Source organism: Mesorhizobium sp. CA6 (assembly GCF_020165035.1).
Lineage (GTDB): Bacteria > Pseudomonadota > Alphaproteobacteria > Rhizobiales > Rhizobiaceae > Mesorhizobium.
In genome coordinates this window covers 377,806-403,401 of the sequence record NZ_JAIUHI010000004.1, presented here as the reverse complement: position 1 = coordinate 403,401, position 25,596 = coordinate 377,806, and the positions used below count along the sequence as shown (strand labels likewise).

Genomic DNA, 25,596 nt, shown 5'->3' with positions numbered 1-25,596 from the left:
TTCTGGAACCGGCGCAAGGCGGCGCGCCAGGCGCCTCGCGAAGGCAAGCCGATGCGGATAATCCAGCGCGCCTTCGGCGCGGGCGGAACTCGGCCATGGTAGCCCATCAGAGCCATTCATGCCGCCCGACTGGAGGTCGAGACGGATACGCCGCCGTCGCGCGGGTGACCGGCTTACTCAAAGCGCTGCCGCGAGGCAACGCCCTTCGTTTTGGGGAGCCGGCTGTTACCAGCCCTGCATCCTGTACCAGTCGTCGATATCGCGGCGCACGCGATCCTTCTCCAGGCCGTAGCGTTCCTGGATTACGCCTTCGAGCTGGTCGCGCTTTCCGGCGATACGATCGAGATCGTCGTCGGTCAGCTTGCCCCACTGTTCCTTCACCTTGCCTTTAACCTGCTTCCAATTGCCTTCGACGCGGTTCCAGTCCATGGCCGGACCTCCTGTTGGACACGGAGGGCTAACGGCAAGACGACCGCGAAGTTCCTGTCGAAAGCTCTTTCTGCGTCGAGGCAGGCACTGAGCACAACGACACGGACGAATGTGCCTTCATCTGGCCGTCATAATGAACCGCCAAATTAGCAAACGCTGAACGTGACCCCCGGTCAGCATGTTCCCAAGACCTCTCTTGCCCGGCTCCTGGTCCGGGCTTCTTTTTAATGCTGTCGCCCAGAATGCGCAGCGGTTCTGGGACGACGGGCATCAAAACAAAGACTTAAAGCGTGTCGTCTGAATTCATTTCAGCGACGCGCCTCCTGCTGGCATCCCGCCTGGAACGGGTGGCGCGGATTGGGGATGGCGCATCCTCAAAAATCCGGCAGCGTTGGAACATTAGGCCGGTGCCGAGGTTCTTGCGGCATGGATGGCGCGCAGTTTCCCCGAAGGCCCGTCATCCGGACCGGGTTCCGACCCGAGCAAGCCCGCCTCGGCCGTCCCTCGCCGGGACGGGCTTTATCGTGACGAGATCGGAAGGACCATGCTTCACCAAGCCGCCAAAATCGCCGAGCAGGCCCATCGGGGTCAGAAAGACAAGACCGGCAGACCCTACATCGAACATCTGAGACGGGTTGCAGATGCGGTCGAAACGCTGGACGAAAAGACGGTTGCGTATCTGCATGACGTGGTCGAGAAAGGCGAGGGTTGGAGTCTCGAGCGGCTGCACGGCGCCGGCTTCGGCCTGCCGGTGGTGGCGGCGGTCGATGCGCTGACCAGGCGCATGGACGAGAGCGAGGAGGGTTTCATTTTCCGCGCCGCCTCGAACGAGCTTGCCCTGCCGGTTAAGATAGCCGACCTGCGCGACAATCTGTGGCAAGCTCATCAGGCGGGCGTTGCGCCGGACCGGTATGAGGCGGGGCTCGACATTCTGGGCGAGTTGGCCGCCAGGGACTGAGCGCCGTTGGGGGCACCGGGCTGCTGCCGGCGTCGCCCCGCTATTCGTCTAGCTGCAGCAAATCGAGCCGCGCGTCGGGCAGCGCGTGCTCCCACAGGGCCCTTTCGAGGTCGTTGCGGTTGTCGCCGCCCGTGGCTTTCGGCAGGTCGAGCGCCGTTAAGGCCTGGTCGTCGAACTCGATCGGCGCCCCGTAAAGTTGGGCGATTTGCATCACCAGGCCTTCTATGTCCTCGCGGGCGATGTTCTCGGCGAGGTTCTTGAGCCTGATTTCTTCCGCAACCCGGATGATGTTGACGATCCCGTCGATCCGCAGGGCCTGCTGGACCTTGCAGTGAGAGTCGTCGCGCAGCCGGTTGGAAAATCCTCGCATCATTGGAAAACCCTCCTTTCGCGGGGGTCTATCCCTCTGTTGCAACCATGCGCTGGAGCAGTGCGGTTGGCAATACACAAATTTTAAAAACTATAAATGGATCAGCCGGTTAGCAAAGTATATCAAACGCGGTTTCACCGCATCCTTAGCATCGTTGGCTTCATTGCCAGTCGGCAAATCATCCCCTCTTGACGCCTTATGGCCGCTTCCTATTTCTACTCACAGTTAGGCACATACTAACTCCCAGTATTCGGCTCGGATGGAGGCGGAAGTGGTTGAGCTTGAACGGCCGCAAAGGTTGCAGATCATGCTGACCGACGAGGAATTGGCGGCGCTGGAAAACTGGCGTTTCGAAAAACGCATGCCAAGCCGCTCGGCCGCCGTGCGCGAGCTTTTGCGCCGTGGGCTGGCGTCCGATGGGTTTCTGACCGCTGACCTGGGCGCGAAGTCGCAGGATTTCGGCGTGATATCACTAGATCGGAAGGTCGCAGATGGCTCCAGCGACTCGAAACCCTGAGCAGATGCACGCTCGCTCGCGGCAGATTGCCTTGACCTCGGCCGGCCCTAATTACCGTCCATGACCAATCCCGGGGGGACGTTCCGACACGATCCGAACGCCGATGCGCGCTTGGCCGCGATCGTCGATTCTTCCTACGACGCCATCGTCGGCAAGACTCTGGACAGCGTGATCACCGACTGGAACCACGCGGCCGAACGCATGTTCGGCCATACCGCCGAAGAGGCCGTCGGCCGGTCGATCCTGATGCTGATCCCGGAGCATATGCAAGACGAGGAAACCGAGATCATTAGCCGCATCCGCAAGGGGGAGCGCATTCCGAGCTTTGAGACGGTGCGCAGGCGCAAGGACGGCTCGCTGATCACCGTTTCACTGACGATTTCGCCGATCAAGAACAATGCGGGCGAGATCATCGGCGCCTCGACGATCGCCCGCGATATCAGCGCTGCCAAGGAAAGCGAGCGCCGCATCCGGCTCTTGATGCGTGAGGTCAATCACCGCGTGAAGAACCAGTTCGCCGTGATCCTGTCGATGATCAGGGAAACCAGCAAGCGCTCCACCGATCCGGGCGAGTTCGAGGAACTGATCCGTTCGCGCATCATGGCACTGTCGCGCTCGCACGATCTCCTGGTCACCTCCGAATGGGCCGGCGCCAGCCTGTTCGACCTGATCCAGGAGCATCTGAAGCCTTTCGGCCATGAGGAGCGCATCTCGCTTTCCGGGCCGCTCCTGACGCTGCAGTCCAACGCCGTGCAGAATCTCGGCATGGCCTTCCACGAGCTGGGCACCAACTCATCCAAATATGGCGCGCTGGCGGGCGAAGGCGGCCGTATCGAAATCACCTGGCAGGTCGAGCCCGGCCCGCAAGCGCAGCGGCGCTTTCATCTTCTGTGGCACGAGACATCCGGCGCGACGGCCGTTGGAGCTGAGCAGAAGACGAGTGAGCGCAAGGGTTTTGGCACCGTGGTGCTGCAGCGGGTGGCGCCGCAGTCGCTGAGCGGTTCCTCAAGCCTCGAACGCTCGCCCGGCAGCGTGAAATGGACGCTCGACGCGCCGCTCGAGGCAATCGTCGTTCCGCAGCTCGGGGCAGAGAGCGACGCCGACTTCAGCGTTTGAGCGGCAGGCGGCGGGATTTCTGCCGTCCCACGCCGGCGACGCGCGTTTCGGGCCTGCCCGCCCGCCACTTGCAGCCTGATAGAAACGTAATTACATCAATCGCTAAGCGTGCAATGTCCACGCGGATACAGTTGCTTTGGTCAAGCTTCGTCTATGGAGGTTGTCATGCCAAGCAAACTGATGGAAGCAAGAAAGAGTCAGGACTGGATCACCCTGATCCTGGCGATTTGCCTGTTCATCTCACCATGGGTCATCGGATTCACCGCAGCGACGGTGCCCGCGTGGAACGCCTGGATTGTCGGCGTTCTTCTCGGCGCGCTGGCGCTCGCGACGCTTTCGGTGTTCGCCGAATGGGAAGAATGGGTAAACGTCGTCCTCGGGCTCTGGCTGATCGTGTCGCCCTGGTTGCTACACTTCGCGGCTGACACGTATGTCATGGCCACGCATGTCGTTCTCGGCGTGCTGGTGGTCGCGGCATCGGCCTGGGCTGTCTGGGACTTCCGTCATCCCCACGCTCATGCGTGAGCGGTGATTGAGCGGGAGCCCGCCGCGCAAGCGGCGAGCTCCTGCTACTGCGGCGTCTGGGCATCGGGCTGAACGGCCATTGCAGCGTCTTCACGCGATTGCTGCAACGGGAAACGTTTTGGTGCATTCTTGGGAATGGTCTCGATGCTTAACCCCGACACCCCGGCCAAGTGCTGCTCCTACTGCGGCGGCCGCGACCATGATTTCGAGGAATGCCCGAAACGCAAGGCCGACGCTGAGAAGGAAAAGGTGGAGCGGGAGCCGGCCGTGATCAGGCTCCCATATTCTCGTCACGCGTCCTCCAACCAGTAGATCGCCTTGCGTCGCCATAAAGACACCATGCGGCGCGGGCCTGCGCGGCCCGCGTCCACGGCTCGATTGCCGACAGGGGTACCGTCGAGCCGACATCTCAATTTGCCGCTCGCCTTATCCCCTCAGCGCACGCGCCGCCGCCTCGGCGAACGAGATGTCGCCCTTGATCTCGCGCATCGCCATCGAAGTCACCGTGCGGCGCACGCCGGGCAGGCGGCTGAGTTCCTCGCGCAGCATCCGGTCGAGCGCCATCATGTCGACGGTGACGATCTGGAGCAGATAGTCGGCTTCGCCCGTGGTGGCGTAGCAGCGGCGGATCAGCGGGTGCTTCTTCACTGCCGCCTCGAAGGCATCCGACACCTCGAAGTCGATCGACACCTGAATGAAGGCCTCGATGCCGAAGCCGATCCTGGCCGGGTCGATGCGGGTCGAATATCCCCGGATAACGCCGGCCTCTTCCAGCGCCTTCACCCGTTTCCAGCAAGGCGTCTTGCTCAAGCCGACCTCCTCGGCGAGTTCGCCGAACGAGATGCGTGCGTCGCGCTCAAGCGCGGCGACTATTCTGCGGTCGAGAGCATCCAGCGTCACTCGTTCTCCAATATGACAGAAGATATCGACGATCGTCCTTCATTCCACGTCATTTGGATAACAGAAAGGAACAATGTTCAAGCCGAAAGCGCTATCCTTGTCGCCCGGTCGAAAACCTGCCGCGAGGAGGAGAAGCCATGGACAAGAACGATTACCACGCTCGCATCGAGGCGCCCGAGATGCGCGACTACGGCGTCTATCTGAAATGCGACAAGCTTCTGACCTGTCAGAAACCGCTCTCCGACATGGTCAACGCCGACGAGCTGCAGTTCCAGATCGTGCACCAGGTCGAGGAACTGTGGATGAAGCTCATCGCCTACACGCTGGTCGATGTCCTCGACTATCTGGAGAAACAGGACACGCATCGCATCGTCACGCTGATGGGCCGCGTACACCGCCTGATGCGCATGATGACGGCGCAGCTCGACCTGCTGGAGACCATGTCGCCCAAGGAGTACCAGCAGATCCGCCTGCAGCTCGGCAATGGCAGCGGCCAGGAATCGCCGGGCTTCAAGCTTTTGCTGCGCCTGCCGCCGGACCTTTGGCGGGCCTTCAGGCATGCCTATCTCGACGGCCGCGGACTGACCGTGGAGGATATCTATGACGAGCATTACGACCACGGCGATTCCTATGTCGTGGCCGAGGCGCTGATCGAGTTCGACGAGCTGTTCCAGAAATTCCGCGCCAATCACCTCTATCTGATCCACCGCTCGATCGGGCTCGGCGCGAAGTCGCTGAAAGGCAGGCCGGTGGAGATCCTCGAAGGCGGCGCCCGCCACCGCTTCTTCCCCGAGCTATGGGACATTCGCTGCGCCATGACGGACCGCTGGGGCGCCGAATACGGCACCGTTCGGGATTCGATCAGCCATCCGCCGCAACTTTCTCCTTCTTCCCTTGTGGAAGAAGGTGGCCGCGAAGGGGCCGGATGAGGGGTGTTCAAGGCAACACAGACGTCTCGCTCCGCTGGAACACCACCATCCGTCTCGGCGCTACGCGCCGATCCACCGCCCGGGGCGAGCCACGGGTCTCGCCCGTCCTTCGGACCCCACAAGGGAGAAGGCGAGGCGCCGCGTTCTCGCCAAACAATTTTTCCAGCGCCTGTCGGAACCATCTCTCTCCGCCCGTCCTTGGGGCATCAACCGCTTCAACAATCCGGAGGACATCGTGGAAATGCAGTCGACCTGGCAGACCGCCGCCATTCTTATCGCCCGCCTGATCTTCGCCGCCATGTTCGCGATGGCCGTCGCCTTCAAGCTGATGGATATCGGCGCCACCGCAGGCTACATCGCGGCCGCCGGCTTCCCGTTCCCGCTGTTCCTGGCCTGGTGCGCGGCGATCCTCGAAGCGTTGCTGGTGATCGCCTTCCTCACCGGCGCTTATCTGACGCCGTTGGCGTTGATCGGCGCCGTCTACGTCACCTTCCTCGGCTTCGCCTTTCACGGCCCGTCGCACTGGGCCGGAAACCAGGCCGAGTTTGGCGCCTTCATGTCGCATTTCCCGTTCGCCGCCGGCCTGCTCTACGCCGCCGCCCACGGCCCGGGCAGCGTGCTGGCCGTCAAGCTGGGTTGGCCGGGCAGGGCATGAACTTTCCTTCTCCCGTTCTACGGGAGAAGGTGGCCGAAGGCCGGATGAGGGGCGGCGCCAACATTTCAAGACAAGGCGCCTTCCCACATGCTCACATCTGATCGTTATACGGCTCTTTCATCTGGCCGACCATGCGCGCCAGCTTCGAGAAGGACGGCATGTCGGCTTCCGGCTGGCACTGGTTGGCGAGTTCGAGCAACCGGATCGGGAAGTTGACGGCGTCGCGGCTCGAGGCCGACATGCCTTCCGAGCGCTCCTCGCTGGTTTCGCTGGCCTCCGCCTTGCGCAACGCGATGTCGATCTCCTCGACCGTCAGCACGCCCTTGCGCACCAGCACCTGGTTGACCGAAGCGACGGCCATCAGTAGGCCCTCGAGCTGCAGATTGGCGACATTCATGGCTTTTGCTCCCATTGACCGGGGTGAAACGCGCGAGCCGCGGTTACGATCCGGAGATGCGCGAGCCTCGCTTAGGCCTCCATCCACCGCTCTCCATATTCGCTCCAAAGCCGCCTGATCTCGCGGTTGCCGAGCGGCGGCGTCTGGCGGTCACCGTAGAAGACAGCGACGGCGCTGAGGTCATATTGGCCCTCGGCCTGGGCGATGAAGCGGATCGCTTCGCCGAGCGGTCTCGAATGGAAGATCGGATCGGCCTGGCCCCGGCCCAGGCTGCGAACGCCCGAAATGCTTGCTGGCACATGCCGCATCCGAAAGACGGATGCCATGGCAGGTTTGTCCATGCCTGCTCTCCGCGATTCCCCTTAGGGAATGATCCCATAAGCACCGGCTAATGACCAGCCCGGGACGGCCGCCGAAACAGAGCGGGCCCCAGCACAACCTCGGAAACTAAAAAGCCAGAGGGGAAAGAAAAAGGCCGGGCGCGACGGCCCGGCCTTTCCGCGCGGTCGCCGCAAAGCAACCCTCGCTCACTATTGTTTTCCGGCTCGGCTCTCTGGCCGGCCGGAAATGTCTACCTGTGCCAGCGATGCAGCCAGTCCGGCTCGGGGGCGGAGCTTCGGCTGATCGCCATGCCGGCCAGCAAGCCGACCAGGCCGCCGATCAACATCGCGGTCGAGAAGGTGCCGGGGTTCTGCTGCACGGTTTCCGAAACGCTCTGCGCCTGGCTGCGCAACTGGCTCGCCGCGCGCGACGCGCGGTCGGAGGCGCCGCTGTAAAGGTTCGAGGCCCGGTCGGCCGCGCCCCGATACCAGCCATGCGCGGTCTCTGCGGCTTCCCCGGCCTGTTCGGAAAGCGTGCGGTTCAGCCGGTTCACCTCACGCTTCAATTCGGCGATCTGCTTCTTCATCGCGTCTTCCGATGCCCGCGAGGCTCGTGCGCTGCTGCGGGACGCGGGACGGTTGCGCGTGGCGCGCGCGGCGGCGGTTTTCGCGTTGCCGTTGGCTGAATTGGTGGTGCTGGTGTCATTGTCTGCCATCGGTCTCTCCTTTTTGCCTCCTGGGAACGAACGGCCAAGCCGTGCCATTGTTCCCCCGCGGTTTTCCGCAGGCGCGCCGCCAGACCAAAAGACGAGGGCCGCGAAGCGAACTCCACGGCCCTTGGTCCAAGCCTGATGCCCTTGCTTGCCGCAGTTACTTGCCGCAGTTGTTGTCGTTCACGTTCGGCTGCACCGTGGTGGCGGTGCTGTTATTGGCATCGCCCATTGCGCCCTGCGGATGATTCGCGCAGTTCTTGTCGGCGTTCGAATTCATGTCGCCGCCTGTGATGCTGCCGGTCGTGCCGGTATCGGGCGGAGCGGCCTGGTCAGGCGACGGCGCGGCCGGCGTCTTCGGCTCGACGGTAACGGTCTGGCCGCTGCCCGTGCCGTCATTTCCGGCGGTACCCGCGTTCTGGGCCATCGCCGCCGTCGCGAGGCCGATGGTCAAGGCCGAAGCTGCAAGAATCCTTGTAAGCATGATCTCTTCTCCTCTGTTGCGAGACGGTCATCTGTCGCGTTGCGACTAGGGGTGGAATCCGACGGACCAAGGTTGGTTCCGACAAAAATTGTTGTGATCTGGCCCGGCGTTTCAATCTATAGGTGTGGCGCACCCGACGCTTTGCCGCCGGCATTTTGAGAAATTTAGGAAAATGTACCTAGAAGCTATTGCCTGGTGAAGGCAGCTATGCTACTATTTTGTCCATGGTGCTGATTTGCGCCAACGACCCGCCGGCGGCGGGTTTTTTGTTTTTTCGCGCCATCCATTCTTTCGAAGCGCTGGCGGCGCCTTCCCTGTCCTGCGGCGCTTTCAACATTCTGCTCGAGGCCCAGATGCCACGCTATGCCACCATCGTCACCGCCGGCGACGGCGCCGAGATCGTCAGCGCTATCGGCGAATTCGAAGGCGCCAGCCTTCCGCACCGCTCGGGCCGTTTCGAGCAGGTCGCGCCGGGCGTGCGCATCGGTATGGTTCGCGGTGGCACGGTCGATGCCGTCGCCGGTTTCGGTTTCCCGCGTCAGGGCCTCGGCCCGTCCGCGGTCCGCACGGTAAAGGCAAAGCTGAAGGCAACGGCCGCGCTGTCCGCCGATGCCCGGCCGGCCAGGCCGGCCAGCGCAAGGCCGCGCAGGAAGCCGGCCCGCAAGGTGCGCAAGGCGAAGGCGGCGAAAGCAGCGCCATCGGATTCTGTCACGCATGGCTGACGAAAACAGACGCCGCGAGGCCGTAGGCGCGAAGCGGGCGGGGCGAAAGCCGAAAGCTACCAAAGCCGCTGCCGCTCCGTCCCCCCGCCCCAAGCGCTCGCGAAGGACGCTCGTCGACGATTTCGCCGCCGCGCTTCGCGCCGATTTCCGCGTCCATGGCGCCGGCGTCATCGCCGCGGTGCGCGCCGAAAAACCCGAGCAGTATCTGAAGGTCGTGCTGACGCTGCTGCCCAAGGATTTCTCGGCCAAGGATTTCTCGGAACGTGTCGATGCCAAGCAAACCAGCCTCGGGCAATTGAGCGATGAGGAGATCCGCAGCCGTATCCGCGGCCTCGAAGCGAGCCTCCGGCCGCTCCTGGACAGCGATGCAAACCTATCTGGCGCTTCTGGAGGAGATGGACCGCAGGCGGCGCCGTAACCTTCTTGCAGCCTACGCGCCATACAAGCGGCAGGCCGAATTTCATTCGGCAGGCGCGACCCACCGCGAGCGTCTGTTCATGGCCGGCAACCAGCTCGGCAAGACCAGGGCAGGGGGCGCGGAATGGGCCATGCACCTCACCGGTCGCTATCCGGGCTGGTGGAAGGGCAAGGTGTTCGGCCAACCCGTCAGGCTCTGGGCCGCCGGCGTCACCGGCGAGGGCACGCGCGACAATCCGCAGCGCGTGCTGGTCGGCCCGCCGCAGCAGCAAAGCGAGTGGGGCACCGGCATGATCCCGGCCGATGCCATCGCCGACACGGTAATGGGCCGCGGCGCGCCGGGAGCGCTGGACAGCGTCGTCGTGCGCTGGGGCGGTGGCGGCGACGTGCAGACCGGCGAGAGCGTGCTGTCTTTCAAGAGCTACGAAAAAGGCCGCGAGAAATGGCAGGGCGAGACGCTGCACGGCGTTTGGTTCGACGAGGAGCCGCCGCTGGATATCTATTCCGAGGGCCTCACCCGTACGAATGCCACGGACGGCATCACGATCGTCACGTTCACGCCGCTGCTCGGCATGAGCGACGTGGTGCTGCGGTTTTTGAGCGCGGAGGCGGTTCAGGATTTGGGTTCCTCGCCCCCGCAAGGCGGGGGGAGAGGTGGCCGCGCAGCGGCCGGAGAGGGGGCTTCGTAGGGCGATAAGCTCTACGAATAGCTTTCCGCTCTTGCATCGAAGACCGGCGCTGCCGCCACTCCGTCGCCGCTTCGCCGCGCCATCTCTCCCTCACTTGCGTGGGGGCGACGAACTGGAGCTTGCCGTAGGCCCTGTCAAAACGATTTCCACCGCTTATGGTGCGCGAGCGCGCGGTCGCGCGATTTGAATGCCGTAAGGGACTTCGGGAATGTATGTAGGCCGTTCTTACCGGTTGCTGGACTTCGCGCTCTGGTCGCGGCGCAGCGTCATCTACATGATGGTGGTGAGCGGGTTGGCGATCGCCGCCTACCGCCTTCCGGCGACCGCGGGCTTCTCGGTGCCATGGTCGGTCGTGCTGGTGCTCGGCACCACGGTGTCGCTCGTCGCCGGATTCAAGAATTCGCAGGTCTTCACCCGCGCCAACGAGGCTCTGCAGGCCTTCTCGCAGATCACCGCCAGCAGCCGGATGCTGTCCGGCTTCTGCCGCGATTTCATGGATGCGGCCGCCGCCCGGCGGCTGATCTGCCGCCATCTCGCCTGGCTGACGGCGCTGCGCTTTTCGCTGCGGCGGCCGATGCCTTGGGAATCGCTGGCGAAAGCGGCCAACATCGAGTTCCGGCGCCGCCGCTATCACATTGAGGAGGACAAGACGTCGCTTGCCGAGGAACTGCGCAGCCTGTTGGGCGAGGAAGCCGCAAGCGTGCTGAAATCGCCGCAGCCGGCGATAGAACTTCTCGACAGGCAATTGGCCGAGGTCAACGGCTTGTTGAAGAGCTCAGCCGTTCCGACGCAGGTCTATTCCGAATTGATCAAGCTGATACGCGACTTCCAGGACCAGCAGGCGCGTTGCGATCGCATCAAGAACAATCCCTATCCCCGGCAATACGCGATCGTGAGCTCGATGTTCATGATCATCTTCTGCACCTTGCTGCCCTTCGGCGTCGTTCCGGTCTTTGCCGACATGGCCAAACTGGGCGGCGTGCTCGGCTGGATCTCGATCTGGCTGACCATCCCGTTCAGCGCGCTGCTGGGCTGGGTCTACATGTCGCTGGACCTGGTCGGCGAAAGCAGCGCCAATCCGTTCGAGGGCAACGCCAACGACGTGCCGATCTCGCAAATCTGCCGCGACATCGAGATCGAGCTGCGCCGTGGGCTTGGCGAGACCGCGCTTCCCGCGCCGCTGGCGCCGGTGAACGACATCGCGACGTGAAGTTCTTTCCTTCTCCCCTTGCGGGAGAAGGTGGCCGCGAAGCGGCCGGATGAGGGGTGCTCCAGGGAACGCCAGCGCGTCTCTCCGCTGGAACACCCCTCATCCGTCTCGGCGCTGCGCGCCGATCCACCTTCTCCCACAAGGGGAGAAGGGAAAGGTTTGCCATGTCCCGCCACGTTACCTTCATGACCATCGACGATGCCGGACATTATTCGCCCGGGCAGCGCGCCGAGATCGTCGCGGCCTATCCCGAGCATGAGCGCGAAGCCCGCGCGAAAGGTATCCCTGTTCTCGGCTCAGGCCGCATCTTTCCGGTGGCGGAGGAGACGATCGCCTGCGAGCCGTTCAAATTGCCGCGGTGGTGGCCGCGCATCGGCGCGCTCGATTTCGGCTGGGACCATCCGTCGGCCGCGGTCGAGCTTGCCTGGGATACCGAAGCGGATGTCGTCTATGTGACGAAAGCTCACCGGGCTTCGCAGCAGACGCCGGCGATGCAGGCGCTGGCGCTGAAGGGCTGGGGCGACTGGCTGCCCTTCGCTTGGCCGCGCGATGGCCGCCGCGAAACGCTGGAAGGCGCCGGTGTGGCGCTGGCAAAGCAATATGCCGCCCACGGGCTGAACATGCTGACCAGCCACGCCCGCTTCGCCGACGGTTCGGTTTCGGTCGAGGCCGGGCTGATGGAAATGCTCGACCGCATGCAGTCCGGCCGCTTCAAGGTGTTTTCCACCCTTCACGCATGGTTTGAGGAATTCAGGCTTTTTCATCGAAAGAACGGCCAAGTGATGAAGCTGCGTGACGATCTCATGGCCGCGACACGCTATCGAAAGCTTACGCTCGCCTATGTCAGCGGCGCCGGCACTTTGCCGACCAGCACCGACGGCATCTGGCTGATCTTCACCCGCGCTGGCGACAAGGGCGCGGATGGCACCGGCGTGGGTGACTTCACAGGCCCGGCCTCCTCGGTGACCGATAACATCGTCACCTTCGCCGGCACCACGGGGAAGGCCGGTAAGGACAGTGGCGTGGCAGTGGGAAGCCTTGTGGCAGGGCCGGCCTCGGCCGCGGCCGACAACATCGCCACATTCAACGGCACGACGGGCAAGCTGGTGAAGGACAGCGGCGTGGCGGTGGCAAGCCTGGCGCCGAAAGTCAATGCCTCTTTCACCGGCACCTTCAGTCCGCCGGCGAACGCCATAGCACTGAACACCCTGGCTGACAGCGCTGCGGTGTCGGTCCTCGGCCGATCGGCCAATTCGAGCGGCACGCGCGCGGATATCGCGGCCGGGTCGGATGACACTCTGCTGCGGCGCGTGTCCTCGGCGCTGGGTTTCGGCCAGTTGACGGCAGGCATGGTGCCGGCCGGGCTGGTGACCTATGCCATGCTCGCTTCGGCGGCGATCGCGTCGAACAGCGAATTCCAGCTCGGCACGGCAAGCAAGCTTCTCACGGCGGCCGCATTAAAGTCGACCGTAGCCTACCAGACACTTACGTCCGGCGCGTCGGTCTCGTGGGATATGTCGCTTGGCAACAACGCTTCGTTGGCTGCGTCGACGAACGTCACGATCGGCAATCCGACAAATGCGGTGCCCCAGTTCGGCTTCGTGCTCAAGATCACCGCCGTGACGTCCGCACGCACCGTGAGCCTAAGCGCAAATCTTGTGCCAGCGGCCGGCGTCGAGAGCTTTCCGATCACCATCCAGACGACGGAAACCGTCTTCCTGGCCGGCTTTGTCGACACGGCGAGCCGCCTTGTCATCACCAGCGTTTTGAGAACCTAACAGGAGAACCCGATGTCCCTTCTCGTTCGTAAGATCAATGACCTTTGGCAGGAGTGGCACGCCTCCTCGATCGTGACCCAGATGGTCGGTACCTATACCGCCATCTACGGGGATGGCCGGCAAGTGGAGACGCCATGCGATCCTTATCCTGTTGAAATCCAGATGAACGGCGACAGCCTGCGCTGCTTCTACGACCAGGGCCTTTGGACGATCGACGAAGTCGAGGCGCTGGGCGGCAGGATTGCTGTGCCGTTCATAGTGCCGGAAGGAAAACAGGTTGTCGGCGCACCGTCCTATGTGGAAACCGATGGCGTGATCCAGCAGGTCTACGAAATCGAGGACACCCCGCCGCCACCGGAGCCGCCGACGGCAGAGGAGAAGGTGGGCACCATGCTGGCGAATTTCGATGTGTCGATCAGCGAGCTGAAGTCCGTGCTGGGGCTGGGCCTGTAGGATGCTGCCCGGCATCATCCCGGCCACAGCCCGGCCGCGCTATCGGGCGAATGCCGTCAATTTCGACGGCACGACCACCGTCCTTTCGCGCGGCGGAGGGCTTACCGGCGCAGTGGACGGCAATTCGTTGTTGGCCTCGCTTTGGTTCAAAAAATCATCTGACGCGGTATCAGGAACCGCACTTGGCGGTATTGGGGTAGCGGGGGCGACGGGTTCTCGTGTGTTCTTGGCGCTGGGAGGCTCCGGGGCTGTTCAAGCTTCTGTCAGCAACTCATCGGGGACCGTTATCGGCGACATGCGTTCTTCCGCGTCGTACTTTGTGGCGTCGGGTTGGTGTCATTTCTTGGTGTCATTCCAGCTCGCCAGCACAGCGACTCGCTGGCTGTACATGAATGACGTTTCCGATTTGGCGACGGTGCCAACGTACGCGACTGGATCGACCGTCGATTGGACGCTGGTCGACTGGTTCATAAGCGGCGGCGGAACGGGAAATTTGAAATATCCGGGCGATATGGCTGACTTGCTGGTGTGGCCGACTTACCTCGACCTTTCGGTAGTAGCTAATAGGCGACTGTTCATCGATTCCATCAAGAAGCCAGTTGACCCAGCCGTGGCGGTCGCGGCTCTGGGGACACCTTTGATCCGTCTCAGCGGCCCCACTTCGGGATGGCCGACCAACAAAGGCGGGGGTGGCGGGTTCACGTTATCGGGTACGCTGGCCGACGCGACGACAAGGCCTGGGGACTAGTTGACCAGTCCGAAATAAAAGCCGGCTAGCGCCACCCCCAAAACAACATTCAATACAAGCGATCCGACCAGCGCCCACAGGAGCAAGTTTGGCTCCTCGCTTAATAAGGTCTCGCCATCCAGTATTTCGCCTGCTCGCAGGTTCTCTTCCATTTCGCGCGCCAGTCTCTGTTTGGCGCACAGTTTAGCAGCTTCCCCATCAAAGCCAACATTGACTGCCCCTCCCGGCGGAAAGGAACCCCCATGGACCGCAACTTTGCGCGTGCCCTTTCGCTCGTCCTCACCTCCGAAGGCGGCTGGTCCGACAACCCCGCCGACCCCGGCGGTGCGACCATGAAGGGCGTTACGCTCGCCAATTTCCGCCGCTACGTCAAAGCAGACGCCACGAAGGCCGATCTGCGCGCCATCTCGGATGACCAAGTCGCCACCGTCTACCGCCGTTTCTATTGGGATGCTGTGGTGGGCGCTCAGCTCCCCGGCGGCATCGACTACGCGCTCTTCGACTTCGCCGTGAACAGCGGGCCGGGCAGGGCGGCGAAGTATCTTCAAGGTGTGCTCGGTGTTGTTCAGGATGGCCGCATTGGCCCGGCCACGCTGGCGGCGGTGAGGGCAAAACCCGCCGGCGTCGTCATCGATGCGCTGTGCGACGCGCGGCTCGCCTTCCTGGAAAAACTATCGACCTGGCCGAGCTTCGGCCGGGGCTGGAGCGTCCGAGTCGCCTCCGTGCGCCGGCAGGCGCTGCTGATGTCGGCCGCGCCGTCGGCGACTGAGGGATACGCTTCGCCGAGGCCGGCATCCACCGATGACGTCCCGCTAGCCGCAGCGTCTGCCGGCGTCGGATTGCCTGCCGCCGGCGAGGCGCCCACTCTGCCACACAAATCCGCATCGGGTGCCAAGGTAGCCGGCATTCTCACCCTGATCGCGCTGGCGCTCGGCTCGCTCATCGCCTGGACCGCGCATCTTCCTTGCAATCTTTTCGGAGTGCTCTGCCGATGACTGCCGTTATCATCCGCGTCGCCCTGCGCTATTGCGCGGGCGTGCTTGTCGCGCGCGGCCTTCTGGGCGCCGACGACGCCTCGGCATTCTCTGCCGATCCCGACATTCAAATGGCGCTGGAGACCGGCCTCGGTCTTGCCATCGCCGCCGCGGCCGAGTGGTGGCATCTGCTCGCGCGCCGGTTCGGCTGGGAGCATTGACCATGGAAAATCTGAAAGCTCTGCTCACCGCCTGTATCGAAGCCGCCAGCCCGTATGTCGTTATCGGCGCCGCCTGCTTTGTCGCCGGTCTTCTCATCGGAGCGCTGCTATGAGCGCGCTGCTGGCATGGCTTCTCACCAATCCGACAATCCTGGCGATCGGAGCCGGCCTTGTCGGCGCGCTCGGCTGGGGCTTCCGCCAGCGCCTCGCAGGCGCAAGGGCTGAGCGCAGCAAGCAGGCCGACGCCGAGGCCGCGGCCCGGGATGTCGCCGACCAGGTCGACAACGATGTCGGCGCTTTGCCGGCTGACGCGGTCAGAAAGGAGCTGAAGTCATGGGCAAGGGATTGATCGTCGCCGCCATCGTCGCCGCGCTCGCCGGCTGCACGACGGCCAGGGGCAGCTTCTGCGCCGTCGCGCCGCCGATGCGCCTCTCTGCCAGCGCGGTCGATGCCTTGTCCGACCAGGAGGCGAGGGCGCTGCTTGCGCACAACCGCAAGGGCGAAAAACTCTGCGGCTGGAGGCCGTGATGCATGACATCTTCGATCTTCTCGGCATCAAGGGCCAGGTCGTGGCAGCGGGGCTCGCCGGCGGCGTGCTGCGGGCGCTGTCGCGCCATCGCTACAAGCTGCGCGAGATGATTGCCTCGCCCATCTGCGGCGCCTTGGCCGCCGCCTATCTGACATTGCCTGTCGTCGCTTGGGTCCGGGCAAGCGGCCTGCCAATTCCCGCCGCCGACGACACCACCACGCTCGCCGCAGCCTTCCTCATCGGAGTCTCGGCCATGTGGATCTCGGACATCGTTTTCGAGGTGGTCGTGCGAAGATTCAAACAAACGCCGGATTCCTGATCGCGGCGGACCGACACCGTGCAGGCATCGAGACATCGACCGGGAGATCGTCCACACGATACCAAGATGACGGTATCAGCGGTTTGCCCGCTCGAGCCGCTGGAAGAATCCAGGCGCAACGCCTATCTATGGAGCAATCCAAAGGAGGTACGACATGGCTTCTTCCACCGAGCGTGCGGTCCTTGCCGGCGGCTGCTTCTGGGGCATGCAGGATCTGATCCGGCGCTTGCCCGGCGTGATCTCGACGCGAGTGGGCTACAGCGGCGGCGATGTCCCCAACGCCACCTACCGCAACCACGGCACCCACGCCGAGGCGATCGAGATCATCTTCGATCCGGCCAAGACCAGCTTCCGCACGCTGCTCGAATTCTTCTTCCAGATCCACGATCCGACGACGAAGAACCGCCAGGGCAATGATATCGGCGCGAGCTATCGCTCGGCGATTTTCTATACCAGCGATGAACAGAAACGGATCGCCGAGGACACGATAGCCGATGTCGACGCGTCCGGCCTGTGGCCTGGCAAGGTCGTCACCGAGCTCGCTCCGGTCGGGCCCTTCTGGGAAGCCGAGCCCGAGCATCAGGACTATCTCGAGCGCTATCCCAACGGCTACACCTGCCATTTCGCACGGCCGGGCTGGAAGCTTCCGGTTCGTCAACAGGCGGCCGCGTCATAATCAGCGACCGCGGTGTGTTGACATAGTCTTCACACGCTTTGATCTGCCCGCCGTGCCGGAAGGCATGGCGGGCTTTTTTGCGTTCCGGCTGGTTGTCCCGGCCCGGCGGGCCTTAGCCCTTGGCTCGGCGGCCTTCGTGTTCGTGGTTGCCGATCCAGTGGGCGCGGATGCGGTCGCTGGCTTCGAGATAAGCCATGTCGATCAGGTAGGTCAGAAGCTTCTCGCCATCGGCCTCCGCCTTCTGGCGAAGTTCTCGCAGGATTCCCTGCGCAAATTGCAGGTTTTCCATTTTGCTAGGCTGGTCCATGGGTGCCCCCAAATGTCGGTGCGGTAAGTTTGGCTCACTATGCTTGTACGAAGATTATCGCCTCGCTCGCGGTGAAGCTGTACTCGGTTGCACTGAGGACGCCCGATCAACGAAGCTGTTGGACATCGCGCGGAAATGTCGATATTTTACGCGCCCAATCGGATGGCGACCATGCACGAAGACGAGGGCAGCACTCCTGACAAGTTGCAAGCCATGCTTGACGTGATCGCCAGGAGCGAGCCCCCAAGCGAGAGCGGGCAGGCCGATTTCGGCCGATTGAAAGCCGACGCCGCCAAGGCTGCCGGCGTGTTGATCGAATTTTACGGCGATGCAGCCCTGGAGCGGGCCAAGCTCATAGAGCGCCGGTCGCCCCAGTCGCATTTTGCGCGCATGGTCGTGGCTGAAGTCGGCCGGCACGGCAAGCGAAATTGACCCGCGAGCAATCGGCGAAAGCTGCTTCAAGACGATCTTCGCCTCCCCAGCCTTGCGCTAAGCCGCTGCTCGACCTCTTCCTCGATGTTATCCAGGAGATAGGACATCAGGTCGTGTCCGATCGACCGCGCTAGGTCCTTGGCTTGCCCGACATGGTTGCGGATCTCGCGCAGCGCCTGCTCTTCGCACGCGGCGTCGTCCGTCAAATCGACGAACCAGCCGGGATAGAGCGCTGCCTCGCCTGTCCCGTCAACATAGCATTGGCCGACGGCCAGGATCTTGCGCAACCCCATCTTCTCGGAATGGACCCTATAGACCTCCCTGAATGCGGACCTGCGCTCCACGGCCTTGCGGATCGCCAGCCGAACCCGTGAACGATCGTCCTGATCGATGCTTTGCATGCATCGTTCAAGCGAAGCGCCATGAGAGAACTCATCGAGTGTCAGACCGAAATAATCTGAAAGATTGGCGTCGCCATAAACGCGGTCGCGCTTGATGTCCCAGGTCCAGAACCCGTCGATCGGTGGATACCGCATGTGCATGTTGCGGCCGTGTTCAGGCGCCGACGTCATGAAAACCGCCCCGTCCGGTTTCAAGCTTTGGCAGCACTATGTCGCAAAAACGGTAAGAAACAAACATGGCCTTTTGTACAAGGCCGGAAGTCATAAGACTTGCTGCCACTGGCAATTCGGGGATGTCATGCTGATATAACCGGAAAGACGGCGAAGAAAAATTTCTCGAGCCGAAAGAATTTTCACTTTGATGTTGCAACTGCCGCTTGGCGTTTTACGCGAAAACGCGGCGGACAAGCAGGCGAAACAACCCCGGAGGCTGTATTTCCGCAAGAGGCATGGTTGAAAATTCTTATATTTTGTAAAAAGAATAAAACTCTTTGCGTGCTGCTGCAGGGAGCCACAAGCCGGCTTGCCGCCTCATATTTGCAGCATCTCCAAATGCTAGCGTCAGCCGATTGACCGGCAAACCGACCGGTGGTTGAAAAACGCGAAACTTCGAGAAAAGCCCGCGCATATCAGTCCGCGGCTGGGCGTCCTCCCGGACGTCCGAAGCCGTCACCAGACTGAAGGTCTCTGTCGTTCAGACTAAAGTCTGCCAAGAGATCAACCTAAGCCAGTCTTTGCCGCGGCTCCAGGTCGGCTTCAGCGCTTGCGGCCGAATCATCGGCGATCCGGTCATGCTCGAACTGGCGCGCCGTGGGCAGGGCCTGCAACCAGGGCTCGCGGCGTCCGATCCAGAGTTCATAGCTCGGCACCAGCCCTTCGGTTGGCGCAACGTCCAGGCTACCGATCGTCACTTCGGCCTCGTCGTGGCCAACGAACGGAACGCGGCTTCCGCAGGTGGGGCAAAAGCTCCGAGCGCCATAGCTGCTGGTGATGCCGGTGGTTTCGAACGCTTTTAGCGGCCATACGGCGTAGGCATGGAAGGCCGATCCGCTTGTCTTGCGGCAGTCCTTGCAGTGACAGAGGCCGACCCGGAGCGGCTCCCCAGTGACGCGGAACTGCACCCCGCCACACAGGCAACTCCCGCTGCGCGCGATTTCAGGCATTGCTGTTCCTCCTGCGGCTATGCACAGAGCCAATTTCGCTCGCCCCGGCAGGTCCCGCTGCCCGCTGCTAAAACCCGCAACAAGTTGCGATGGTTCCACGCCTGCGTGCAAGAAGCACGGTCAGTCGGGGAGGTTGATCGGCTCCTCGCACCGATAGACGCGGCACTCGCCGTCTTTGGTCGGAACCGTCGTCGACACAGGCACTTCCGGCCAGTCGCACTCATTGCCGAATTGCCGAACGAATCGGTCATAAGTATCCGCGCCTGTGCTCAAGACCACGGCACGATCACTTTTGATCAGCGTCTGCGTCTGCTCGCAAGTCATCGCGCGTGTGTCCGGCCGGGCGTAGGCGGCGCTCACGGTGCACAACATTGGGCCGGCGCACAACATTTTGCCTACGGCAAGTGCAATCAACAGGGTTCTCATGGGGACGCCAGGTTTTTGAAGTTTCCGGGTGTCGAATATGGATCGCGGCTAGAACACCGCAAGATATTTGAGCAGCGAAACGATTCCGATGATGATGACGATGATCTGCGCGATCTGGCGCGCGCGGGCATCGAGCGGCAGGCGTTGCACGAGGTAAAGCACCAGGATCACCACCAGGAAAGTGATCAATATGCCGATAAGGATCGATACGCCCATTTGCCTGCCTTCTTATCAAGATTGCCCGGATGGGCAGGCTCCAACGTTGCCGGCTGCGAAATGGTTCCAAGCGGATTGAGCCACCGATCGTGTCGTCCGAAAGCAGAAGCCGGCTTCGACGTCGGCGGAACATGCGCGCGGCTTGCGAGTTCACTTCCTCGATAGCAATGCGCGGGATCGCACTGTCAGAGAGGAAGAAACCATGGGCCTCGGCACGATTCTCATCATCATTCTCATTCTTGCCCTGCTTGGCGGCTTCAGCGGCTTAGGCGGAGGGCCTTTCTACGGCACCGGCTATTATGGCGGCGGCGGCCTCGGACTCGTCCTGGTCATCGTGATCATCCTGGTGTTGCTCGGCCGCATCTGACGGCCCACGATGCGACCAGGCCTCAGAGTGTCGCCAGCGCGTCCCTCAGCTTCGCCGCCGGGCGGTTGCCTCGCGGCTGGCGTCGCGGTTCCCGATCTGCGTTTCGGCTAGTTTTGGCGGGCTAGGCGGCGATCAGCGCGACGACGGCAAGGAGCGGAAGCATTTGCCGTCGCAGGGCGCATCGCAGTCAGATGATCATTGCTGCCACCGAACAGGATTCGGCGGCGTTGCGGTCGACCGGCGGCCGATCCGCGAATCCCGCTAGCCCTCGCGCCCACTGCATTCGAGGCACACTATACTGTGTCCCGGACAATTCAGCCGGTGCGTGCCCTCTGGGCAGCAATGGCCGTTCGAGCTCAGCCAGCGCGCGCAAACGAAAACCTTCTTGGCCCCGTGACAGCGGGAGCATTCCTGCGGACGCATCAGTTCCTCCCGTGACGGGACGCCATGTTCCGCCTCAACGACCGTGTTCATCCGTTTAGTCCCCAACGCCTGGATTATCGGTCACATATGTTAATTCACTATTCTTTACATTAGGGTTTATGAATGTGAAAGGCGAGAAAGCGACATAAGGCTTTCACGCGCTTGTGCGCTTTCCCTTTGCGCTGGCGTTGTTAAATGTGGTGCCGCCCGATGCGTCGACGGATCAGGGCACGCAAAGGGAACCTTCTTGCAATGACATGGACCGGCGCGGGCGCGCTTTTCATCCTCGTGCTCACCTATGCCGGCGTCGCCGTCGGCCGTATTCCGGGCCTGCGGCTCGACCGCGCCGGCATCGCGTTGCTGGGCGGCGCCGCCATGATCGCCATCGGCGCGATCGGCATCGAGGATGCCTACAGAGCCATCAATTTCGACACCATAACCTTGCTGCTCGGCATGATGATCGTCGTGGCGCATCTGAAGGTCTCGGGCGCGTTTCGGGCGCTCGGCGGCTTTGCCATCGAGCATGCCCACGCGCCCTTCATGCTTTTGGTAATGGTGACGCTGCTGACCGGCGCGCTCTCGGCCTTCCTGGTCAATGACGCGATCTGCCTGGTGATGGCGCCGATCGTCGTGCACGTCACACGAGTCATCAACCGCAACCCGGTGCCTTATCTCATCGCTACCTGCACGGCCTCGAACTGCGGCAGCGTCGCCACCATCACAGGCAACCCGCAGAACATGGTGATCGGTGCGCTGTCCGGCATTTCCTATCCGGCTTTCACGCTGGCGCTCGCGCCGGTGGCGCTGTTCGGCCTGCTCTGCGTCATCGTCATCGTGCGCATCGTCTACCGGGCCGAATTCTCCCGCCCTGCCGAACTCAGCCCGGAAGTCTATCGCGGCCGCATGCTGCCCGGGCAGGTGCTGAAGGCCACCATCGTCTGCGTGTTGCTGGCGCTCGCCTTTTTCGCCGGCGTTCCCGTCGCGAAGGCGGCGCTCATTGCCGGCGCCTTCCTGCTGGTCACGCGGGCAATCAAGCCGCGGCGCATTTACCGCGAGATCGACGGACCGCTGCTCTTCATGTTCGCCGGCTTGTTCGTGGTGGTGGCGGGTGCCGAGCGCACCTTGCTCACGCCCGACATGATCGCCTGGGCCAAGAACATCGGACTCGACGATGTCTGGCGGCTCTCCGGCTTCACCGCGGTGCTTTCCAACATCATGAGCAATGTGCCGGCGGTGCTGGCGCTCCGGCCCTTCGTTCCTGGGCTGGAAAACCCGGCGCGCGCCTGGCTGGTCGTGGCGATGAGCTCGACGCTTGCCGGCAATTTCACGCTGCTCGGCTCGGTTGCCAATCTAATCGTCGCCGAGCAGGCAAAAGCTGCCGGCAAGGAGCTTTCCTTCTCGGCTTTCTTTAAGGTCGGCCTGCCGCTGACGCTGGTGACGCTTCTTGCCGGAACCGCCTGGCTGGCCTGGGCCTGAAGACGCTGTCCCTTCGGACCGCCTGATCGAGGGCGCCGCGGCGACATGACCGGCGGCAGCGTCTCGACCTGGCAGTCGGCTTGCCGGGGTGAGGGCCTTGCTTAGGCCACCGCCTTCAACGGCACCCTGTCTGCCTGCTGCAGGCGTGCGGCGGCCGCGAGCAGGTCGGTCTGGGTGATCAGGCCGAGGATGCGCCGCTCGGCATCGACGATCACCACCGCATGGCTTCGCCCGTCGGTCAGCACCGGTAGCAGGCTCATCGCCGGGGTGTCGGGAAGGGCGGTGCCGGCCTTAGACATCACCCCTTTGACCGTGTCGGTCGCCCTTGTCAGCTCGCGCAGGCCGACCGCGCCGGAGAGCCGACCGTCCGCGTCGATCACCGGCAAGGTGCGGATATTGTGGTCGATCAGCTGTTTGCGCGCGTCGTCGGCCGAGGCCTTTTCCGCCACGGAGATCACATCGCGCGACATGATGTCTTTGCAAAGCAGCGTACGCTGCGAGCGCACCATGGCCTGCAACTCGACCTGGCGCAGCAGGCGCTCCAGGTCGTCACGGTCGATGTCGAAGGTCTCGTCGAGCGCCGAGAGGGCGGCGTCGACATCCTCGGGCCGGAAGCCGACGCGCTCGGCCGGCGGCCGGTCGGCGGTGCCGTGGCCGCGGGCGGTGGGCACGTGCACATGGGGATAGTTGCGCCGCGACAGCTTGTGGAAAAGGAAGCCGAGCGCAACCAGGATGGTCGAGTTGAGTGCTACCGGCACGAAGGGAAACAGGAAGCCCGCGGCGGCTACGGCCGGCCCGCCGAGCACGCCGGTAAGCGCCGCTGCGCCGCCCGGCGGATGCAATGAGCGCGTGAACGACATGGCGGCGATCGCCAGTGCCACCGCTAGGCCGGAGGCGATCACCGTGTCATGCACAAAATGCGCCACCGTCACGCCAACCAGCGCCGAAATCGTGTTGCCGCCGATGATCGACCAGGGCTGCGCCAGCGGGCTCGAGGGAACGGCAAAGAGCAGCACCGCCGAAGCGCCCATTGGCGCCACCAGCATCGCCACAAGCGGGCCGCTACCCATGGCGAGCCCGCTGATCATGCCGGTGAGCGCGATACCGATGGTAGCGCCGATGCAGGCAAGCAGCCGCTCGCGAAGCGTCGCGCCAGCAAGGATCGGAACGAAAAGGCGAAACGCCATGGCAGGCCCTGGATCGAAGAGGTGGAATTGCGTTGCCCGCAATGCCGCTGAAGCCGCGGATTTGAAAGCCAAACCAATCCGTAGATTCGCCGCTGAAGGGAATATTATTGCACAGCGATCCGCGCAGGACGCGCCGCCAGCGGCCTCGGCTTTCTCAATCGCGCCAAGCCTTTACGACGGTTTGCAGAGTCGGTTCGGCAATTCGCCCGAATGTCTGGCCTAGGCGAAAGTGTGCGAGTGCGGCGCGCGGCGCTGAGGCTGGGGCATGGGAGGATTGCTGCAAGGTCAAGCGAGGCGCTGCGCGCGCCTCGCTCTCGGATAGCTAGGGCGCCACCTCGACATGGCCTTTCATGTTGGGATGGAAGCGGCAGAAATAGTCCGCTGTTCCCGCCGCCTTCAGCGTAACCTTGCCCTTCGACTTTGCCGGGATCATCACGTCCCAGCCGCCTTTCACCGTCGCGGTGTGGGCGATCACGTCCTTGTTCGTCCACTCGATCGTATCGCCGACCTTGGCCTGAATGTTTGCGGGCGAGAAGACCAGCTTGTCGATCGTTATCTCGATCGTCCCCGCGAACGCCGGCGATGCGATGAGCGCCAGCGCCAGAGTGAGCAAAGCAATTCCTGGAAAAGTGTGAAACGGTTGGGCGCAGCGACTTCGCCGTAGCCTTCCGTCAGGAATTGCCTCAAAACAAAGCAATAGCAGCCTCATTTCAACATGCCGGCGACGTGTTCGGCATGTTGCTGATGCCCCCGGAAAATCTTGAGGCCGGTCTCCAGCAGGTCCTTCAGTTCGGCATTGCTTGCCGAGGGGATAAGCAAGGTTTCGAGCGCGCCGTTGACCTGTTTGTGATAGGCCACTTCGTTCTCGATATAGGCCTTGTCGAAGGCGGCACCCTTGAGCTTCGCCAGCTTGGCGTCTTCTTCCTTCGCAGCCTTGGTCAGGGCCTTGCTGGTGTCGTTGTCCTCGGGCGTGACCTTCAGCTTCTTCACGAGGTCGAGCGCCTGCTTGTTCACCGCCTCGTGGTCGCGCTCCATGTCTTTGGCGAAGTCGACGACCTCCTTGTTCTTGGACTTCTTGATCGCCAGTTTGGCCGCTTCGATGTCGAGCGTGCCGGCCGTATAGGCAATGTGGGCGATCTGCGGATCGGTGGGCTTTTCGGCGGCTAGCGCCAGTGGCGCCGTGCTCACGAAGAAAAGAGCGGCGAGGGCGGCGGTTGATCGCATGAACATGGCATCTCCTTCGCCCGACGGCGCTGGCCTCGGGCTTCATTTGAGGTTGACGGTAGATTGGATGCCGGACGCGTCAAAACGTTCCCGGGAAAGTTAGACCTCGAAATCCAGCCTTTTCATCACCGCCTGCGTCAGCCGCTCGCAACGCCGGCCTGCAAAGGGGAAGGCGTCGAGCAGCACCGGACCGATCTCGTCGTCCAGTGCCTTTCGCACCAGCGTTCGCGCCCGGTGCAGCCTGGTCTTCACCGTCTCGGGCCTCACGCCGAGAAAATCGGCGGTTTCCTCGATGCTCAGGCCCTCGATGACGCGGGCGACGAACACGGTGCGATAGACATCGGGAAGGCTGTCGGTCGCCCGTTCGACAAGCCTCAGAATCTGCCGCTGCGCCATCGTCCGCTCCGGATCGTCGCCTGGGTTCAAGTCGGTTGGATTCAAGGGAAACCGGATGATCTGCGCCTCCGGGTTCTCATGCATGGCCGCGACGCGCTTGCGCTTGCGCAGCCGGCCGAGCGCTTCGTTGATGACGATGCGCGACAGCCAGGTGGAGAGCGAAGCCTCGCCGCGAAAGCTGCTGAGACTGGCGAAGGCGCGCAAATAGGCCTCCTGCACGATGTCCTCGGCCTCCGCGTCGTTTCGCACCACGCCGCGCGCGATGCGGTAGAGTCGCTGGTTGTACGTCTTGATGATGGCACGGAACGCATTCGGATCGCGCGCAAGCGCCCGGCGAACCAATGCCATGTCGCCGGCTTCGGTCGTACCGACCTCGGCGGTTTCGATGGCGGGCTTTATCATCGCGCCCGATCTCCCGACAGATGTTGCATCCACGGTTGGATGCGCCTGCCGACAAAAGGTTCCCGAGCTGGCTGCACGACCCCATGCTACCGCTTCGACCGGGGCTTGTCTGCCGCCGGTGCGGATTCCG

41 protein-coding genes are annotated in these 25,596 nt (G+C 63.0%); 24 read left to right on the top strand and 17 right to left on the bottom strand.

Translation table 11 applies throughout. The features are described from left to right. Positions 1-225 precede the first annotated feature (225 nt). A complete protein-coding gene (locus tag LB526_RS08700) occupies positions 226-429 on the bottom strand; it encodes a CsbD family protein (RefSeq protein ID WP_095768401.1) in 204 nt (67 codons plus the stop codon). A gap of 544 nt (positions 430-973) precedes the next feature. On the opposite strand from LB526_RS08700, the gene LB526_RS08695 reads away from it, so the two are divergent. Then, positions 974-1,387 carry an HD domain-containing protein gene (locus LB526_RS08695; RefSeq protein WP_224627275.1) on the top strand — a complete coding sequence of 138 codons (414 nt, stop codon included), beginning with the start codon at positions 974-976 and terminating at the stop codon, positions 1,385-1,387. Between the two features lie 40 nt (positions 1,388-1,427). Here the strand turns inward: LB526_RS08695 and LB526_RS08690 are convergent, their stop codons facing one another. Further along, positions 1,428-1,760 carry a hypothetical protein gene (locus LB526_RS08690; RefSeq protein ID WP_224627274.1) on the bottom strand — a complete coding sequence of 111 codons (333 nt, stop codon included), beginning with the start codon at positions 1,758-1,760 and terminating at the stop codon, positions 1,428-1,430. Positions 1,761-2,028: 268 nt separating this feature from the next. On the opposite strand from LB526_RS08690, the gene LB526_RS08685 reads away from it, so the two are divergent. The 4 genes from LB526_RS08685 (at position 2,029) to LB526_RS08670 (ending at position 4,227) form a co-directional block, all read left to right on the top strand. Next, positions 2,029-2,274, top strand: coding sequence for a hypothetical protein (locus LB526_RS08685; protein ID WP_095768404.1), 246 nt, complete (start codon positions 2,029-2,031; stop codon positions 2,272-2,274). 60 nt (positions 2,275-2,334) lie between these two features. After that, a complete protein-coding gene (locus LB526_RS08680; RefSeq protein ID WP_224627273.1) occupies positions 2,335-3,390 on the top strand; it encodes a PAS domain S-box protein in 1,056 nt (351 codons plus the stop codon). A 165-nt stretch (positions 3,391-3,555) separates the two neighbouring features. Further along, the gene (locus tag LB526_RS08675; RefSeq protein WP_095768502.1) at positions 3,556-3,915 is read left to right on the top strand and encodes an SPW repeat protein; all 360 of its coding nucleotides are present in this window, start codon (positions 3,556-3,558) and stop codon (positions 3,913-3,915) included. A gap of 144 nt (positions 3,916-4,059) precedes the next feature. Then, on the top strand, positions 4,060-4,227 hold the full coding sequence (locus LB526_RS08670; protein WP_176477082.1) for a hypothetical protein: 168 nt from the start codon (positions 4,060-4,062) through the stop codon (positions 4,225-4,227). 114 nt (positions 4,228-4,341) lie between these two features. Here the strand turns inward: LB526_RS08670 and LB526_RS08665 are convergent, their stop codons facing one another. Next, positions 4,342-4,815: an Lrp/AsnC family transcriptional regulator gene (locus LB526_RS08665; protein ID WP_095768406.1), complete on the bottom strand. Its 474-nt coding sequence runs from the start codon at positions 4,813-4,815 to the stop codon at positions 4,342-4,344. Between the two features lie 137 nt (positions 4,816-4,952). Here LB526_RS08665 and LB526_RS08660 point away from each other — a divergent pair, with 137 nt between their 5' ends. After that, positions 4,953-5,744, top strand: coding sequence for a tryptophan 2,3-dioxygenase family protein (locus tag LB526_RS08660; protein WP_224627272.1), 792 nt, complete (start codon positions 4,953-4,955; stop codon positions 5,742-5,744). A 241-nt stretch (positions 5,745-5,985) separates the two neighbouring features. Continuing rightward, complete coding sequence (locus LB526_RS08655; protein WP_095768408.1) at positions 5,986-6,399, top strand: DoxX family protein; 414 nt, start codon at positions 5,986-5,988, stop codon at positions 6,397-6,399. A 91-nt stretch (positions 6,400-6,490) separates the two neighbouring features. On the opposite strand, the gene LB526_RS08650 is transcribed toward LB526_RS08655, so the two are convergent. The 4 genes from LB526_RS08650 to LB526_RS08635 form a co-directional block, all read right to left on the bottom strand. Then, positions 6,491-6,796 carry a hypothetical protein gene (locus LB526_RS08650; RefSeq protein WP_095768409.1) on the bottom strand — a complete coding sequence of 102 codons (306 nt, stop codon included), beginning with the start codon at positions 6,794-6,796 and terminating at the stop codon, positions 6,491-6,493. 71 nt (positions 6,797-6,867) lie between these two features. After that, positions 6,868-7,137 carry a hypothetical protein gene (locus LB526_RS08645; protein WP_095768410.1) on the bottom strand — a complete coding sequence of 90 codons (270 nt, stop codon included), beginning with the start codon at positions 7,135-7,137 and terminating at the stop codon, positions 6,868-6,870. Between the two features lie 230 nt (positions 7,138-7,367). After that, entirely contained in the window at positions 7,368-7,832 is a 465-nt protein-coding gene (locus LB526_RS08640; RefSeq protein ID WP_224627271.1) for a hypothetical protein, read from the bottom strand. Between the two features lie 154 nt (positions 7,833-7,986). Further along, the gene (locus tag LB526_RS08635; protein WP_095768412.1) at positions 7,987-8,310 is read right to left on the bottom strand and encodes a hypothetical protein; all 324 of its coding nucleotides are present in this window, start codon (positions 8,308-8,310) and stop codon (positions 7,987-7,989) included. Between the two features lie 353 nt (positions 8,311-8,663). On the opposite strand from LB526_RS08635, the gene LB526_RS08630 reads away from it, so the two are divergent. The 7 genes from LB526_RS08630 to LB526_RS08600 all read left to right on the top strand — a co-directional run bounded on the left by LB526_RS08630 (position 8,664) and on the right by LB526_RS08600 (position 14,327). Beyond that, on the top strand, positions 8,664-9,032 hold the full coding sequence (locus LB526_RS08630; protein ID WP_224627270.1) for a hypothetical protein: 369 nt from the start codon (positions 8,664-8,666) through the stop codon (positions 9,030-9,032). Further along, the gene (locus tag LB526_RS08625) at positions 9,025-9,450 is read left to right on the top strand and encodes a hypothetical protein (protein ID WP_224627268.1); all 426 of its coding nucleotides are present in this window, start codon (positions 9,025-9,027) and stop codon (positions 9,448-9,450) included. The genes LB526_RS08630 and LB526_RS08625 overlap by 8 nt, the downstream gene beginning before the upstream one ends. Then, positions 9,398-10,138: a terminase large subunit domain-containing protein gene (locus tag LB526_RS08620; RefSeq protein ID WP_224627266.1), complete on the top strand. Its 741-nt coding sequence runs from the start codon at positions 9,398-9,400 to the stop codon at positions 10,136-10,138. Before LB526_RS08625 ends, LB526_RS08620 begins: the two co-directional genes overlap by 53 nt. A gap of 208 nt (positions 10,139-10,346) precedes the next feature. Further along, complete coding sequence (locus LB526_RS08615) at positions 10,347-11,348, top strand: bestrophin family protein (RefSeq protein WP_224627264.1); 1,002 nt, start codon at positions 10,347-10,349, stop codon at positions 11,346-11,348. A gap of 164 nt (positions 11,349-11,512) precedes the next feature. Beyond that, positions 11,513-13,126, top strand: coding sequence for a terminase large subunit domain-containing protein (locus LB526_RS08610; protein WP_224627262.1), 1,614 nt, complete (start codon positions 11,513-11,515; stop codon positions 13,124-13,126). A gap of 12 nt (positions 13,127-13,138) precedes the next feature. Continuing rightward, on the top strand, positions 13,139-13,579 hold the full coding sequence (locus LB526_RS08605) for a hypothetical protein (protein ID WP_224601460.1): 441 nt from the start codon (positions 13,139-13,141) through the stop codon (positions 13,577-13,579). Position 13,580: 1 nt separating this feature from the next. Then, entirely contained in the window at positions 13,581-14,327 is a 747-nt protein-coding gene (locus LB526_RS08600; protein WP_224530953.1) for a hypothetical protein, read from the top strand. Here LB526_RS08600 and LB526_RS08595 read toward each other — a convergent pair. Then, positions 14,324-14,479 (bottom strand): hypothetical protein, encoded by a 156-nt coding sequence (locus LB526_RS08595; RefSeq protein WP_224601462.1) that lies wholly within the window; start codon positions 14,477-14,479, stop codon positions 14,324-14,326. The genes LB526_RS08600 and LB526_RS08595 overlap by 4 nt on opposite strands. Before the next feature lie 90 nt (positions 14,480-14,569). Between LB526_RS08595 and LB526_RS08590 the strand changes: the two genes are divergently transcribed. The 6 genes from LB526_RS08590 (at position 14,570) to msrA (ending at position 17,046) form a co-directional block, all read left to right on the top strand. Continuing rightward, positions 14,570-15,322, top strand: a complete 753-nt coding sequence (locus tag LB526_RS08590; RefSeq protein ID WP_224601464.1) for a glycoside hydrolase family 108 protein — start codon at positions 14,570-14,572, stop codon at positions 15,320-15,322. Further along, on the top strand, positions 15,319-15,522 hold the full coding sequence (locus LB526_RS08585) for a hypothetical protein (RefSeq protein ID WP_140840730.1): 204 nt from the start codon (positions 15,319-15,321) through the stop codon (positions 15,520-15,522). Before LB526_RS08590 ends, LB526_RS08585 begins: the two co-directional genes overlap by 4 nt. A gap of 109 nt (positions 15,523-15,631) precedes the next feature. Beyond that, positions 15,632-15,871 carry an ABC transporter permease gene (locus tag LB526_RS08580; protein WP_224601466.1) on the top strand — a complete coding sequence of 80 codons (240 nt, stop codon included), beginning with the start codon at positions 15,632-15,634 and terminating at the stop codon, positions 15,869-15,871. Beyond that, complete coding sequence (locus tag LB526_RS08575) at positions 15,856-16,050, top strand: hypothetical protein (protein ID WP_224601467.1); 195 nt, start codon at positions 15,856-15,858, stop codon at positions 16,048-16,050. Before LB526_RS08580 ends, LB526_RS08575 begins: the two co-directional genes overlap by 16 nt. After that, positions 16,050-16,370, top strand: coding sequence for a hypothetical protein (locus tag LB526_RS08570; protein WP_140545448.1), 321 nt, complete (start codon positions 16,050-16,052; stop codon positions 16,368-16,370). Before LB526_RS08575 ends, LB526_RS08570 begins: the two co-directional genes overlap by 1 nt. Before the next feature lie 154 nt (positions 16,371-16,524). After that, positions 16,525-17,046 carry a peptide-methionine (S)-S-oxide reductase MsrA gene (msrA, locus tag LB526_RS08565; protein ID WP_095768415.1) on the top strand — a complete coding sequence of 174 codons (522 nt, stop codon included), beginning with the start codon at positions 16,525-16,527 and terminating at the stop codon, positions 17,044-17,046. A 112-nt stretch (positions 17,047-17,158) separates the two neighbouring features. On the opposite strand, the gene LB526_RS08560 is transcribed toward msrA, so the two are convergent. Further along, positions 17,159-17,353, bottom strand: a complete 195-nt coding sequence (locus LB526_RS08560) for a hypothetical protein (protein ID WP_140840737.1) — start codon at positions 17,351-17,353, stop codon at positions 17,159-17,161. 171 nt (positions 17,354-17,524) lie between these two features. Here LB526_RS08560 and LB526_RS08555 point away from each other — a divergent pair, with 171 nt between their 5' ends. Beyond that, positions 17,525-17,785, top strand: a complete 261-nt coding sequence (locus LB526_RS08555; protein ID WP_224601470.1) for a hypothetical protein — start codon at positions 17,525-17,527, stop codon at positions 17,783-17,785. A gap of 26 nt (positions 17,786-17,811) precedes the next feature. On the opposite strand, the gene LB526_RS08550 is transcribed toward LB526_RS08555, so the two are convergent. Continuing rightward, entirely contained in the window at positions 17,812-18,357 is a 546-nt protein-coding gene (locus LB526_RS08550) for a hypothetical protein (RefSeq protein ID WP_095768417.1), read from the bottom strand. 99 nt (positions 18,358-18,456) lie between these two features. On the opposite strand from LB526_RS08550, the gene LB526_RS08545 reads away from it, so the two are divergent. Further along, the gene (locus tag LB526_RS08545) at positions 18,457-18,759 is read left to right on the top strand and encodes a hypothetical protein (protein ID WP_224601472.1); all 303 of its coding nucleotides are present in this window, start codon (positions 18,457-18,459) and stop codon (positions 18,757-18,759) included. Positions 18,760-18,908: 149 nt separating this feature from the next. Here the strand turns inward: LB526_RS08545 and LB526_RS08540 are convergent, their stop codons facing one another. From LB526_RS08540 to LB526_RS08530, 3 genes are all read right to left on the bottom strand, one after another. Next, the gene (locus LB526_RS08540; protein WP_224601474.1) at positions 18,909-19,349 is read right to left on the bottom strand and encodes a GFA family protein; all 441 of its coding nucleotides are present in this window, start codon (positions 19,347-19,349) and stop codon (positions 18,909-18,911) included. A gap of 120 nt (positions 19,350-19,469) precedes the next feature. Continuing rightward, positions 19,470-19,775, bottom strand: coding sequence for a hypothetical protein (locus LB526_RS08535; RefSeq protein WP_224601476.1), 306 nt, complete (start codon positions 19,773-19,775; stop codon positions 19,470-19,472). A 48-nt stretch (positions 19,776-19,823) separates the two neighbouring features. After that, entirely contained in the window at positions 19,824-19,991 is a 168-nt protein-coding gene (locus tag LB526_RS08530) for a Thivi_2564 family membrane protein (RefSeq protein ID WP_095768420.1), read from the bottom strand. A 202-nt stretch (positions 19,992-20,193) separates the two neighbouring features. Here LB526_RS08530 and LB526_RS08525 point away from each other — a divergent pair, with 202 nt between their 5' ends. Continuing rightward, positions 20,194-20,358, top strand: a complete 165-nt coding sequence (locus LB526_RS08525) for a DUF3309 family protein (protein WP_095768421.1) — start codon at positions 20,194-20,196, stop codon at positions 20,356-20,358. Positions 20,359-21,033: 675 nt separating this feature from the next. Further along, positions 21,034-22,257: an anion transporter gene (locus LB526_RS08520; RefSeq protein ID WP_140840747.1), complete on the top strand. Its 1,224-nt coding sequence runs from the start codon at positions 21,034-21,036 to the stop codon at positions 22,255-22,257. Positions 22,258-22,358: 101 nt separating this feature from the next. Here LB526_RS08520 and LB526_RS08515 read toward each other — a convergent pair whose 3' ends face one another. The 4 genes from LB526_RS08515 to LB526_RS08500 all read right to left on the bottom strand — a co-directional run bounded on the left by LB526_RS08515 (position 22,359) and on the right by LB526_RS08500 (position 25,466). Continuing rightward, positions 22,359-23,444 carry an HPP family protein gene (locus LB526_RS08515; RefSeq protein ID WP_224627260.1) on the bottom strand — a complete coding sequence of 362 codons (1,086 nt, stop codon included), beginning with the start codon at positions 23,442-23,444 and terminating at the stop codon, positions 22,359-22,361. Between the two features lie 322 nt (positions 23,445-23,766). Next, complete coding sequence (locus LB526_RS08510; protein WP_224601801.1) at positions 23,767-24,063, bottom strand: cupredoxin family copper-binding protein; 297 nt, start codon at positions 24,061-24,063, stop codon at positions 23,767-23,769. Positions 24,064-24,149: 86 nt separating this feature from the next. Next, positions 24,150-24,674 carry a DUF4142 domain-containing protein gene (locus LB526_RS08505; RefSeq protein WP_140840753.1) on the bottom strand — a complete coding sequence of 175 codons (525 nt, stop codon included), beginning with the start codon at positions 24,672-24,674 and terminating at the stop codon, positions 24,150-24,152. A 93-nt stretch (positions 24,675-24,767) separates the two neighbouring features. Continuing rightward, on the bottom strand, positions 24,768-25,466 hold the full coding sequence (locus tag LB526_RS08500; protein WP_224627258.1) for an RNA polymerase sigma factor: 699 nt from the start codon (positions 25,464-25,466) through the stop codon (positions 24,768-24,770). Positions 25,467-25,596: the final 130 nt, after the last annotated feature.